Annotated in this window: 11 protein-coding genes; 3 read left to right on the forward strand and 8 right to left on the reverse strand. The window is 31.0% G+C overall.

Annotated elements, in window-relative coordinates; translation table 11 throughout:
* Positions 1–195: 195 nt before the first annotated feature.
* The 7 genes from ACREVX_RS00235 to ACREVX_RS00265 form a co-directional block, all read right to left on the reverse strand.
* Positions 196–849: a DUF975 family protein gene (locus ACREVX_RS00235; protein ID WP_431542022.1), complete on the reverse strand. Its 654-nt coding sequence runs from the start codon at positions 847–849 to the stop codon at positions 196–198.
* A gap of 265 nt (positions 850–1,114) precedes the next feature.
* Entirely contained in the window at positions 1,115–2,113 is a 999-nt protein-coding gene (locus ACREVX_RS00240; RefSeq protein ID WP_431542024.1) for a LacI family DNA-binding transcriptional regulator, read from the reverse strand.
* A 57-nt stretch (positions 2,114–2,170) separates the two neighbouring features.
* On the reverse strand, positions 2,171–4,468 hold the full coding sequence (locus tag ACREVX_RS00245; protein ID WP_431542025.1) for a glycoside hydrolase family 65 protein: 2,298 nt from the start codon (positions 4,466–4,468) through the stop codon (positions 2,171–2,173).
* A gap of 22 nt (positions 4,469–4,490) precedes the next feature.
* Positions 4,491–5,138 (reverse strand): beta-phosphoglucomutase, encoded by a 648-nt coding sequence (gene pgmB, locus ACREVX_RS00250; protein WP_431542026.1) that lies wholly within the window; start codon positions 5,136–5,138, stop codon positions 4,491–4,493.
* Between the two features lie 128 nt (positions 5,139–5,266).
* Positions 5,267–6,112, reverse strand: a complete 846-nt coding sequence (locus ACREVX_RS00255) for an endonuclease/exonuclease/phosphatase family protein (protein WP_431542028.1) — start codon at positions 6,110–6,112, stop codon at positions 5,267–5,269.
* A 1-nt stretch (position 6,113) separates the two neighbouring features.
* Positions 6,114–7,787: a PTS transporter subunit IIBC gene (locus tag ACREVX_RS00260; RefSeq protein WP_431542029.1), complete on the reverse strand. Its 1,674-nt coding sequence runs from the start codon at positions 7,785–7,787 to the stop codon at positions 6,114–6,116.
* A 351-nt stretch (positions 7,788–8,138) separates the two neighbouring features.
* Positions 8,139–8,534 (reverse strand): hypothetical protein, encoded by a 396-nt coding sequence (locus tag ACREVX_RS00265; protein WP_431542030.1) that lies wholly within the window; start codon positions 8,532–8,534, stop codon positions 8,139–8,141.
* Between the two features lie 264 nt (positions 8,535–8,798).
* Between ACREVX_RS00265 and ACREVX_RS00270 the strand changes: the two genes are divergently transcribed.
* The 3 genes from ACREVX_RS00270 to ACREVX_RS00280 are packed head-to-tail and all read left to right on the forward strand — an operon-like array spanning position 8,799 to position 13,704.
* A complete protein-coding gene (locus tag ACREVX_RS00270; RefSeq protein ID WP_431542031.1) occupies positions 8,799–9,422 on the forward strand; it encodes a TetR/AcrR family transcriptional regulator in 624 nt (207 codons plus the stop codon).
* 24 nt (positions 9,423–9,446) lie between these two features.
* The gene (locus ACREVX_RS00275; RefSeq protein WP_431542033.1) at positions 9,447–11,531 is read left to right on the forward strand and encodes an efflux RND transporter permease subunit; all 2,085 of its coding nucleotides are present in this window, start codon (positions 9,447–9,449) and stop codon (positions 11,529–11,531) included.
* A 37-nt stretch (positions 11,532–11,568) separates the two neighbouring features.
* Positions 11,569–13,704, forward strand: coding sequence for a methyl-accepting chemotaxis protein (locus ACREVX_RS00280; RefSeq protein ID WP_431542034.1), 2,136 nt, complete (start codon positions 11,569–11,571; stop codon positions 13,702–13,704).
* A gap of 148 nt (positions 13,705–13,852) precedes the next feature.
* On the opposite strand, the gene ACREVX_RS00285 is transcribed toward ACREVX_RS00280, so the two are convergent.
* A complete protein-coding gene (locus tag ACREVX_RS00285) occupies positions 13,853–14,347 on the reverse strand; it encodes a GNAT family N-acetyltransferase (RefSeq protein WP_431542035.1) in 495 nt (164 codons plus the stop codon).
* Positions 14,348–14,373 lie beyond the last annotated feature (26 nt).

The raw sequence follows: 14,373 nt of genomic DNA on the forward strand, positions 1-14,373 counted from the left end.
TAATAAAGAAAAACTAGATAATCTTCTTCCATGGTCTAAGGATTTACCGGATAGTTGCAGAAAGCCACTAAAGAAATAATATCATAGCCCAAGCCTTAGTTTAAGGTGTGGGCTATTTTACGCTTACTATAATAACTAATGACGAAAACCCCAATATCATAATGATATTGGGATTTTCGTCACCATTGCAGAGTTCTAAACTAATTTAAATTTTAAGTCCTGATAAAAGTTAGCCTTAGCCGCCTTATAGTATGGATTAATCCATAGAAATCCTATGCCAAAAGTTATTATCCCTAATAAGAACCACCCTATAAAGCTACACCATAAACTAAACAGTTTAAATTTGAAACCATCCATCATGAGTTTACTTCTGCTTAATGCTTCAAAGGCACTTAACTCAGGATTATCAATCATAATGTAGTATGACATTGAATATCTTATTGAAGCAATAATTCCTGGAACTATAAAAAGTAACAACCATAAAACTGTGAAAATTGTTATAATAAAATTTAGAACAAATGATTTTATAAAAAATTTGAACCCACTAAACATATTCTCAATGACAGTTTCTTCTTTCCTTATTAACTTAAGAAAATAGCATGTTAGTCCTAGTGTTATTGGTCCAGACAAAACAAAACTTACTAAACTACCAAGACCGCTTGATGTGTTTGTATTATGTCCTCTAACCATTTCTCCATTCTGCCAAACATATTGAAAAGAATCCGCATTTCCACCTTTTAAGGCTATTGTAATTACAAATGCAATGAAACATACAAGTCCAGCTTGAAGCCATTTACCTTGTAACTGCTGTTTCGCCCTTCGTTTTAAATCACTACTATTTTGTGGCATATTTTTTATCCCCCTCTGAATAATTACTAAGAAAATTTAACTTTCTTACAAATTAATATTATTAGTCTCTACTAATAGTATTCTAGGGAAAGTTAAATAATCACCTTCGGTGCTGAAATGTCATTAAAATAACCCTATCGTTCTTAATAAATTCAACATGTCCCTTAAAATATCCTCTTATTTCTCCTATATCATCAAGATTTAATAAAAATCAAAACACACATCATAGATAGAACTCCATAATGTGTGTTTTGTATATCTAATGTTATTGGGTTGATTGTCTTTCAACTAATTTTGTATCAATAATATAGTTATTTATTTGTTCTTCATTATTTTCTAATTTATTTATTAACAGTCTAACTGCATAATACCCTAATTCTTCTGAATTAACGTCCACTGAAGATAATGTGGGATTTCTAAAGGCAGCAAGTGGTGTGTTATTAAATCCAATAACTTTAATATTCTTATCCGTCATTTCATTAATAGCTTTGGAAACACCAAATGCAATTAAATCATCAGTGGTAACAACGGCTGTAGGTTTAAATTTCTTTAAAATATTTTTCATAGCATTATATCCACTAGTCTCTGTAAATTCTGCTACCTGTATCATATTTTCATCTATTTTCTCACCAATGTTTATCATAGCTGACCTGTAACCTTCTAGTCTATTTATAGTTACATTAAGCTCAGATGGCCCTCCTATAAATGCTATTTTTCTATCCCCTTTATTTATAAGATAATTAACAGCGCTAAACATTGCCTTAAAATTATCATTATCAACCCATAAAACCCCTTCAGAATTCTGAGGTCTACCAATTACTACGAAAGGATAAGCTACTTTTTTCAAATAAGCTATGCATTTATCATCCTTTCTTACTATTGGTAAAATAATTCCATCAACTCTTCCACTATTTATTAAACTTTCTATATCCTCTACTTCACGATTTTCATCGTTACTGTAAGTGTACATAATATAATATCCTTTTTTTTGAGCATAATGGCTTATACCTCTCATAATTTGGATAAAAAAAGGATTATCAAATAAATCTTCATCTGTATTTGGCAGAATAAGTCCTAAAGTCTTCGTCGCTTTATTAACTAAGCTCCTAGCTATTGCATTAGGATGATAATTAATTTCCTTCATTATCGTGTAAACTCTTTGTTTTGTTTCATCACTAATTCTAGGATTATCTGCAATTACTCTTGAAACGGTGGAGGGTGATACATTGGCGAGCCTTGCCACATCTTTTATAGTTACTGACATGTTAACTTCACTTCCCAATTTCTAAAAATATTCTATGCTTATTATATTTTTTTATTCTTAAGATAAAATCTCAATTTCATCCCCTGTTGTATAATCTTTACCATTAACAGATAAAGTTATAAGCTTTTTATTTTCACTAGTAATAATAACTTTATGTTTTTTAATATTCACTTTAAGTAAATTCCCTCTAAACATAACCTTAAAAGAAAACGCATTCCATTTTTCTGGTATAAAAGGATTTAAAATAAGTTTTCCATCTTCTACTCTCATGCCACCAAAACCTTCAACTATAGACATCCAACTTCCAGCCATACTTGTTATATGACATCCATCTTTTGTATCATCATTGTAATTATCTAAATCTAGTCTTGCTGTTCTAAGATACATCTCATAAGCCTTTTTCTCATTTCCTAATTTTGAAGCAAGGATAGAGTGGACACAAGGAGATAAAGATGACTCATGTACTGTTCTTGGCTCATAAAATTCAAAGTTTCTTCTTATAGTATCTAGATCATATTCATCTTGGAGAAAATATAGTCCTTGCAATACATCAGCTTGTTTTATAAAACATGATCTAAGAATTCTATCCCAAGACCATTTTTGATTTAGTGGTAAATGCTTTGGGTCCAAATCTTTTACAAGGATTTGCTCCTTATCCATATACCCGTCTTGCTGAAGGAATATTCCTAGCTCATCGTCCACTGGATAATACATATTTTTAATAATATCTTGCCACTTACTAACTTCTTCTTCTTTTAAGCCTAATATCTCTACAAGCTCCAAATATCTAGCTGCTTCATTATTTTTTAAATAATCGATCACCTTGGAAGTATATTCCATCGTCCAACAAGCAATTCTATTAGTATACCAGTTATTATTTGAATTGTTTTCATACTCATTAGGACCAGTAACTCCAAGCATTACATATTTCCCTTTATTGGTGGCAAAACTAACCCTGTCTTCCCAAAATCTTGAAATCTCTACCAACACTTCTAATCCATATTGCCCTAAATAACTTTTATCTCCAGTATAATTAACATAATTATATATACCATGGGCTATAGCGCCATTTCTATGAATCTCCTCAAAAGTAATTTCCCATTCGTTGTGACACTCTTCCCCATTCATAGTAACCATAGGATACAGAGCACCTTTTGTAAAACCTAACTTTGTTGCATTTTCCTTAGCCTTTCCTAATTGCTTATATCTATAAATCAAAAGATTTCTAGATATATTCGGGCTCGCAGTACTTAAATAAAATGGTATACAATACGCCTCGGTATCCCAATAAGTACCTCCGCCATACTTTTCTCCTGTAAACCCTTTTGGTCCTATATTTAACCTATCGTCTTCACCTGTATATGTCTGATTTAGCTGAAAAATATTAAATCTAATCGCCTGCTGAGCAGATACATCCCCCTCAATAACAATATCACTATGTTTCCATTTTTCGCCCCAAACATCTGCTTGATCTTTTAGTAATATGTCAAAACCTTTTTCACAAGCTTTTTCTAAATCTTTATTACAAACTGCCAATAATTCTTCTATTTCATAATCTCTTGAAGTTATGTTACAAACATATTTGTACATTACAATCTCTTCATTTTGTTTTACATTTAATTTAACAGAATTACCTACATACTTTTCTGCTTTTATAAATTCAGGATTATAATCCACCTTTAAACCATCTTTAAAAATATCAAATTTCATTGCAGAACATAAATGAAAGTCTAGCTTTTTTGTTTTTATTATTAACGATGATCCTTGTTCATCACATTGTTTTAAAACTTCATCCCAGAATTTTTCATCATAATTAGAATCCTCATTTTTTACATCACCATCTAAATAAGTAAGTATACTCAATGTACCATCAAAATTAATCGGTGTAATAGAATATTTAATTGCTCCTATTTCCTTTAATGTTATGCTTACAAATCTTTTTGCATCTACCTTTACCTCTTTTCCACTAGGAAGTTTAGCTACAAAACTTCTGCTTAGGTATCCTTCTTTCATATTTAAAGTTCTCACAAAATCTTTTACTTCACATTTCGCAAGGTCTAAAGTTTCTCCATCAATACTAATGTCTATCCCAATCCAATTAGTGCTATTTAACACTTTTGCAAAGTATTCTGGGTATCCATTCTTCCACCATCCAACTCTTGTTTTATCTGGATAATATACTCCTGCCATATAATTTCCTTTAAGGGACTTCCCGCTATACTTTTCTTCAAAATTTGCCCTTTGTCCCATATATCCATTTCCTATACTAAAAATACCTTCAGATATTTCATTGTTATCTTCATCAAAACCTTCTTCTATGATATTCCATTCATCCATTTTTAAATATTGTTTCATATTAGACCTCCTTTATAATAATTTATAAGTTTAATTTTTCAAGTGTCATCTCTGCAAGTGAAGCAATAACTATATTTGCTTTATTTAGAACTAGTGGATCACCAATTCCAATACTATACATTCCACCATTTATTGCAGCCTCTATACCAGCTTTCGCATCTTCAAAAACTACGCATTCAGAAGGTAAAACGCCAAGCTCCTTTGCTCCTAATAAAAAGACTTCTGGGTCTGGTTTTGCATTACTTGTTTTAGTTCCATCAATTATAACATCGAAGTGATTTACAAGCCCTACATTATTTAATATAGTCATAGAATTTTTACTTGCAGAACCTAACGCAATTTTAAATCCACTAATCCTTAATTTTTCTAAAAGTTCCTTTGAACCAGGTAAAATTTCATCTGGAGTCATGGTTGCAATAAATTCGCGATACCAATTATTCTTTTTCTCTGCAAGACTTATTTTTTGCGCTTCACTTAAGGTTATCCCACCTATATCTAATAGTATTTTTAGGGATGCCATCCTACTTACCCCTTTTAAACTTTCATTTTGCTGCAACGTAAAATCAAATCCTAATTCTAGCGCTAGCCTTCTCCATGCTAAATAATGATATTTAGCAGTATCTACAATCACACCATCTAAATCAAACAAACAAGCCTTAACCTTTGACATTATTTTTGCCTCCTCTTATACTTTATTGCAAATTATTAATTTCATCCCAAATTAAATCATCTCCTGCGGAGCTGTAATATTAACGACTTCAGAAGGAAATTTATTCTCCCCCTAAAATTTTCTAATTATTAGGGTATGTAACTCCTATCTATAGAATTGAGAGACTTTCCTTCTGAAATGTCGTTAACATCTATTTCTACTCCATAATGATCGGATACCACCCGGCCATTTTTATCATTGAATATTACTTTAGAATAATTAACATCTACATCTTTATTTACTAAAATTAAATCTAGCCTTAAATCATTTTTGTTAGCGTCCCATCCATCAATTTCACCTTTTACAGTTACCCCACAATCCTTTTCTTTAGCAAGGGAGTAGGTATCCCTAATCCCTTTTACCATTAAATAATCATAACCTTCATCCCTTGTTAGAGCATTATTATTAAAATCTCCCATAAGGAATGTTAGTCTATCCTCTTTCAAGTTGCTAAATAACTTATCTACTTGCTTTCTAAAAGGTTCCTCTTCGTCCTCCCACCATCCTAGATGACAAGAGTAGAAATCTATAATTTGTTTACCTACTTTAATAGAAGCTCCTACAACCTTTCTAGTTTTCCAAAACTCTCTGTCCTCACTACTGCTAATAAAAAATGAGTAAGTACCTTGTTCTAATATTTTATGTTTAGTTATAATACTTAGTCCTTCCTCATATTTATCATAACCAATATGAGAAAAATCCCACAGCATTGTGTATTCACTGCAACCTAACAGCTCTAATTCTTGTAGTAAAACTAAAACAAAATTATCATGTTTTATGTTGCTATAAGTTATGTCTTCATTTATAGATTGATTTATCTCTTGTAACGCAATTACATCATAACTTTTCTCTTTTATAGTTTTTGCAATAATTTTAATCTTCTCTTCTTGATATTCTTCCATCCAAGAATGACAATTTAAAGTTAATAATTTCATCCTAAACTCCTAGTATATCTGTAATATCAGATTTTAGAACATCTGCCTTAGGTCCATATACAGCCTGTACACCATTACCTTTAATTATTAAAGCCAAAGCCTGATTTTTTTTCCATTCTTTTTCTTCTTTTACAAGCAAACTATCTTTAACTGTTACTCGAAGACGAGTCATACACGCATCCACATCCACAATGTTTTCTTTTCCTCCAAGTAATTCAATAATATTTACAGCTAAGCCATTCTTGTTATTAGAAACATTTTCTTTCTTTGTATCAGCTTTAACTGAACTATCCTCCATATCAATTTCAATTTCATTTCCATTACGTCCTGGAGTTGATATATTAAATTTCTTAATCATATATTTAAATACAAAATAATTTATGAAGAAAAATACTATAGTTACTAGTACAAAGTTTACCAAATCCCCTATAATTCCCGCTTTTGCAATCATAGGTATACGAGCCATAAGCTCTATAATACCAAAACTATGAACTCTTAAGTTAATTATATCTGCACACATAAATGCGAGTCCCTGTATAAATGCATAAACACCATATAATATTGGTGAAATAAACATAAACATAAATTCTAATGGTTCGGTAACCCCTGTTAAGAAAACTGCAATAGCTGCTGAAAAAAATACCGATTTATATTTTGCTCGTTTTTCTATAGCTACACTTTTATACATAGCAAGTGCAACACCCATTAATGATCCAGCTCCTCCAATCATTTGTCCAACCTTAAAACGAGCTGGATGAATTGTTGTAATTAAGTTATTATATGCGCTCATATCCCCTGCTGCTTTTAAGTTACCTAAGTCAGTAGCCCATGCTAGCCAAAGTGGGTCTTGTCCAAGTATAGTATTACCCGCATTAGCACCAGTTAATACTTTATATGCTCCACCAAGATCTGTATAATTTATTGGAATTGTAATCATATGATGAAGTCCGAAAGGTAATAATAAACGTTCAAGCATACCATATATAAATGGTGAAATAAATGGTGCAGTATTTTGTGATGTTGCAATCCACTTCCCAAATCCATTTATAACAGATTGAGCAAATGGCCAAACAATAACAAATGCAAATGCAACAACACTTGAACCTACTATTACAACAAACGGTACAAATCGTTTACCATTAAAGAATGCGAGAGCACTGGGTAATTTATTATAGTTGTAATATTTATTGAATAATACCGCTCCAAGAAAACCTGAAACAATACCAACAAATACTCCCATATTTAATGCTGGAGATCCAAGAACAGAAATAAAATAATCTTTAACCAAAAGATGTTGTCCTGTTAATGAAGTTACCGTTGCAGTTGCATCTGTAAGCATCTCATTTGTAATATTAAATACAGTACCAGTTATTTTATTTATTAAAATAAATGAAATCAGTGCTGCAAACGCTCCACCAGCACGCTCTTTAGCCCAAGATCCACCAATAGCTATAGCAAATAATATTCCTAGATTACCTATTATTGCCCAACCTATACCTCCAATAACTAGGGATAACGTTTGCACAGCTGCTATATTTGGTGCCATAAGACCTATAACTACTCCTAATGAAATCATTAGTCCACCTGCAGGCATAACTGCAACTACTACTAATAATGCTTTCCCAAATTTTTGCCAAAAATCGAATGAAATTACTTTTGATTTACTCTTAACCATATTTTATTTACCTCCTCTAATATTTTACAAATAAACACCTATCTATTTAATCAAGCTTGTAAAGTGTTAATCCTCTGTTTAACTTTTAAGTTATATGTATATAAATCTTAGTGCAAAACAAATCTATGTATTAAATTTAATTTGTGCAAACGTTTGCCCTGATAAGTATATTATATTCCTCAGTTAAAAAATTGTCAACCTGATACTAAAATAAATTTAGTTACCTCTATTTATTTCAAAAAAGGAATCATAAGCTTACCTTCTAAGCTTATGATTCCTTATATTCTAATATGTTCCACTCACTATATTCATAACAATCTTAGGTTAGTACCATCTTAAATGACATGTAGATTATTTTACTGCTTTTAAATGTGCAATTTCATTCCAATTCTTTGATGTAATTATCTCAACTGCATTTAAATCTTTTCTTATACCTTCTACCGTTTCCTTTAGTTCTATAACATCAATTTTCACTTCTTTGACATCAGCAGAAACATTCTTTAATGAATTCCCTAGTAAAGTTCCATTGTTAATCTGTTCTTTTAGTATTATCTTATAATTCTGATCCCCTTGTTCCTTATGTGCTGACTGCACTTCAGCTATAATTTGAACTTTTTTATTTAAATCTTCTAGCATTATTGTATTCTTATCAACTTTTGTCTCAATTTGATTTATACCCTGCTTCATTGGTTCCATTTCTTCTTTTAGCAATGCTCTCATCATATTAATTAATTCTTTGTTTTCCATTCACTTACACCGCCCATAGTTTCTCTAATCTAACTATATTATATCACATTACTTTATTCCAATCCTACTATTTTATTTTGTATTTTTTTATAATTTTACTTCTCTAGAATAGTCCTTTTCAATTCTAATATGACATTACAAATGTTTATATTTTATTTAAAAATAATTGTTGACTAATGGTCATAAAAGTATATACTAAATAAGTACGACAAACAAATGACCGTTAGTCATAAATAAAACGAGAAGAAGGATGGTAAGTGAACTATGGAAAAAGATAAAATTATTAAAAACAAACAAAGTAAATCAGAAATAAATAAGTTAAAGAAACAAAAGAACCTATACGATGCAGCTTATGAGCTTTTTACAACTAAAGGGGTTAATGACACTGCTATAAACGATATTGTAAAAAAAGCAGGAGTTGCTAAAGGGACTTTTTACCTTTACTTTAAAGATAAATATCATATTATTGACTTAATAATTTTAAAAAAGAGTTCAAAAGTTTTAAAAGAAGCTATTGAGGTATCTATGAATAAGGATTTTATAGAATTTAATGATAAAGTAATCTTCTTTGTAGATTATATAATTGAGTATTTAAGGAGTGATAAAAGGCTATTAAGGCTTATCTATAAAAATCTTTCTTGGGGTATTTATAGAAAGTTTATAGCAGAACCTTTGGAGTATGACGAAATGAAAAAAATTGCAAAAGTATTTATGGATAATATAGTGAGTGAAACTATGTGTATAAACGAAGCTGAAAAAACATTGTTTATGATTATTGAACTAACAGGTTCCGTGTGCTACAGCTCAATTATTTTAGAGGAACCAGATACTATAGATAATATGAAACCTGTATTATTTAAAACCATTAAAAAAATGTTACAAAATTAATTTTATAAGAAAGGGATGACATAATTGAAAAAGTTTGGACATTTTATAGCGAAAAACAGGATTCTAGTTTTAATTATTTCTACATTGTTACTCATTCCATCCGTACTGGGAATGATAAATACAAAAATAAATTATGATCTTTTGACCTATCTTCCCCAAAACCTTGATTCCATGAAGGGACAAAATATTTTGGATAAGACATTTTCAAACGCAGCTACATCAATGCTTATTATTGAGGATATGGAAGCTAAGGATGTTTTAAAAATAAAAGCAAAGGTTGCAAAGGTTGAAGGTGTAGAAAAAGTTATTTGGGTGGATGATATTTTAGATACTACTGTACCTAAGGAAATTTTACCAGAAGAAATTAAAAGTTCCTTTTATAGCCGAAATTCTACTATGTTAATAATTAAATTTAAAGAATCCGCGTCTTCAGAAATCACTCAAAATGGTATAACGAATATAAGAAAGGTAACAAATAAGCAGTGTTATTTAAGCGGAATATCCGCAATTGTTAAGGATACTAAAGATTTAGCTGATAAAGAAACACCGTTTTATGTAATGATTGCAGTGATATTATCGGTCATAGTTTTATCTTTAACTATGAAATCTGTTATAATTCCATTTATTTTTTTATTAGGGATAGGGTATGCCATATTATATAATATGGGAACAAATATATTCCTGGGACAAATTTCGTATGTAACAAAGGCATTAGCAGCAGTACTTCAACTCGGTGTAACTATGGATTATTCGATATTTTTACTTCATAGATATGATGAGGAAAGAGAACTTATGCCAAATAATCAAATAGGAGCAATGGGGGAGGCTATAGCAAATACCATGGTTGCTATATCGGGAAGCTCACTAACAACTATAGCAGGTTTTCTAGCATTATGTACTATGCAACTTACCTTAGGTAAGGATATTGGGATAGTAATGGCAAAGGGCGTATTACTTGGAGTTATAACTACGATAACAGTATTACCTTCATTGATTTTAATATTTGATAAACCTATTCATAGATTTAGTCACAAAACCATATTACCTGAATTTAATAAATTATCTAAACTGTCTACGAAACACTATAAAATAATCACTATAGTATTTCTACTCCTATTTATACCAGCTATTTATGGGAATAACCACACTAAGGTTTATTATAATTTAGATGAATCTCTACCAAAAAGCTTAGATTCTATTATAGCAACCAATAAACTAAAGAAAGATTACAATATGACCTCAACACACTTTATTATAATAAATGATGAGCTTGAAACTAATAAAGTCAAGGAAATGGTAAAAAAAATAGAAAATGTAGATGGAATTGAAAAGGTACTTGCGTCAGATAAATATTTAGGACCACTTGTTCCAGAAAGTTTTATACCAGAGGATATTAAATCCATGGTTCAAAAAGGTGGATATAAACTAATAATGGCAAATTCTAAATACAAGGCAGCTACAAGTATGGAAAGTGATCAAATAGATGAAGTAATCAAAATCACAAAAGAATATGATCCGAACTCAATGGTTTCAGGAGAAGGAAATCTTACTAAAGATTTAACCGAAGTAGCAGATGTAGACTTTAAGCATGTTAGCATAGCATCTATTGGTGCAATATTTGTAATAATACTTCTAATATTTGCATCTCTATCTGTACCAGTAATTCTGGTTTTAGCCATAGAACTTGCAATATTCATAAACATGGCAATTTCATACTATACTGGTGCTGTTATACCCTTTGTAGCATCTATAGTAATTGGAACTATACAGTTAGGTGCCACAGTTGACTATGCAATATTACTGACAACAAGGTTTAGAGAAGAAATGAGAAATGGATACGATAAAATAAAAGCTATGGAAATAGCTGTTCAAGGTTCGGCAAAATCTATTGTAACTAGTGCATTAACCTTTTTCGCAGCAACTGCTGGAGTAGCAATTATTTCTGAAATGGAAATGATAAGTTCATTATGCACAATGATGGCAAGAGGCGCATTAATAAGTATGGCAATTATCTTGCTTGTTCTTCCATCTATATTAATTGTAAGTGAAAAAGTAATACAGGCAACTAGTAGGAATTTTAAAACTAAACCAGGAACAATTAGCAATTAAAAATAAGGGGAGATGTATTAACTTGAAAAATAAATGTATGTCAAAAAAATTATTAAGTGTAGTTTTAATAGGAACATTAGCTAGTTCAAATATGGTATATGCAACAGAATTAATTAAAAAGGATGAAACTGTATATGTAACATTAAGTCAGCAAGGAAAAGTTAAAGAAAGAATAGTGAGTGACTGGCTCCATTCAGATGAGAAAAATATTGAAATTCAAGATAAATCCATATTAAAGGATATAAAAAATGTAAAGGGTGAAGAAAAACCAAATGGTATTGGTGAAAATTTAACTTGGAAGTTAAAGGGAAACGATATTTATTATAGAGGGACTACTGATAAAAAACTTCCTATAGATGTAAATGTTAAATATTTTCTTGATGGAAAGGAAATTAAGCCAGAGAATTTAGCAGGGAAAAGTGGGGAAGTAAAAATAAAAATTGATTATGTAAATAATGATAGCCACATGGTTAATATTAAAGGGCAAACGAGAAAAATATACAGTCCATTTAGTACTGTAACTGTATTAGATTTGCCAGTAGATAATTTTAAAGATGTTAAAATTAATAGTGGGAAAATGATTAATGATGGTAACAACCAAATAGTTACTTTCATTTGTCTTCCAGGAATGAAAGAAAGTTTAGATTTAAAGGATAGCTCCTTAGATTTAAAAGAGAATTTAGAGATTACTGCTCAGGTTGAAAATTTTGAGATGGGACCTATAATGATAACGGGAACACCTGAACTTCCTGACATGAGTGAATTTAAAAGTGCATCTACTTTAGATGATTTAACAAAAGGTATTAATGATATTAAAGCTGCTAGTACTAAGTTAGCTGATGGAACAGGTAACTTGTTTGTTGTTCAAAAGGCTTTAGCTGATAACATGACATTATTTAACGGTGGGATAAGTAAGCTCGCAATTGGAGCTTTAGGATTAAATAATGGTATGACAAAACTTGGAGAAGGTGTAAATGCAGCACAAAGCGGAGCGGTGCAAGTAGCTGAGGGTTTAAAAGTATTCCAGTTGGGTACTACAAAGTTCGGTAGTGGAGCGCAGCAATTTGGATTAGGCGCATTAGATTTTGCTGCAAATTCAAAAGCATTTGCTGATGGAGCGGTTAAGGTAGCAGATGGAACAGGTAAATTAGTAATAGGTTCTAAAGGACTTTCAGATGGAGCTAAGAAGTTGTTTGAAGGAACAAATACGTTGACAATTAAAACGGAAGCATTAAGTCAAGGACTAGATACAATGGTGACTTCTACAGGAGCGCTAAAGCAAGGTCAAAAGCAAGTAATAGATGGATCGAATCAAAACTTAGAAGTTATAAAAGTTCTAAAAAACTTAGCTTTAAAGGAGGGCGACAATGACTTGCTAAAAGGGTTAAATGAACTTGAACAAGGCATGGTAAAAATTAAAGCTGGTTCAGAGCAGGTAAGTTCAGGAATGGGTCAGCTACAAGAAGGACAAAAAAATGCAGCATCAGAATCAAAAAAATTAGCTAATGCTGCAAAACAAATATCTGATAAAACTGGCGAATTAGCGAAAGGAGCAGGAGAGCTTTCACAAGGAGCAGAACAATTAAGCCCAGCTACAGAAAGTCTTAGAACTGGTAGCGATGGACTTGAAGGTGGAGCAGCTAAGTTAAATATTGCAGCTAAAGACTTAAGTGCGGGAACAAAAACGATGGCAGAAAGCACCCAAAAATTAGTTGGAGGTTCTCAAAGTGTAGTAAATGGTTTAGCAAAATTGAATAGAGAAGGTGTAAAACCATTAATGGAAGGAACAACTAAGCTTAATTCAGCAGCTAACGAACTTTCTGTGGTATCAGTAAAATTAAAAGAAGGTGCTGATAAATTAGTGGATGGAAGTAAAGAATTAGATGAGAATATGATAAAATTCGATAAAGATGGTATTCAAAAGATAAGTAGTGATGTTGATAGTAAAATAGCAGATTTACAAGATGTAATGGATGTAAAAGATGAACTTGTAAAAATATCCAACAATTATGGTACCTTCTCAGGTATAGGTGACGAGATGGACGGTAAAGTTAAATTTGTTATGAAAACTGATGAAATAAGAGTGAAAACTACAAAAGTTAAAGACGAAAAAGAAACTGTTAACGATGAGAAAATAGGATTATTGGGATGGATAAAGAATTTGTTTAGCTAACCATACGATTAGGAAATAGTAAAATATTACTTTACCATGGTACCAAAGTCACTTTCAAATATTTCTGCACCAAAAAGCATTCATTTTATGGATGCTTTTTTATTCCCCAAATTTACTTTTTTAAACTATATTATATTCTTTATCTTTTTCAATTATCTATTTCTAAAACCATATCATACCACTGCGCACCACCATGTACTGACTCAGATATACCCATATTTCTATATCCAAACTTTTTATAATAATGAATAAGTTTTTCTTTACACGTCAAAATAACACCTTTGCGCCCATTTGCTTTAGCCACCTCTATAATGTAATTCATCAACTGTGCTGCAATTCCCTGGTTACGATACTCTGTTATTACATCAAGCCCAAAAATCGTCTGATAATTTCCATCTGGAATATGTAATGACGCATTTTCATAAAGTTTATCATATATAACAGTTCCATTGATAATACATCCATTTACGAACCCAATTATTATCCCATCTATTTCGGCTACAAAAAATGTTTCCGAAAATATCGTAATACGTTGTTCAAAAGCTATTCTTGTAGCTGCTTCTGCCTCTGGAAAACAACTTGCTTCCACTTTTGTTATTTCATCTAAATCTTCTATACATGCTTTTCTAATTTTAAGTTTCATTATAATTCCCCTTTACTGTTATATTT

This window comes from Clostridium sp., assembly GCF_050717545.1.
GTDB lineage: Bacteria > Bacillota > Clostridia > Clostridiales > Clostridiaceae > Clostridium_AD.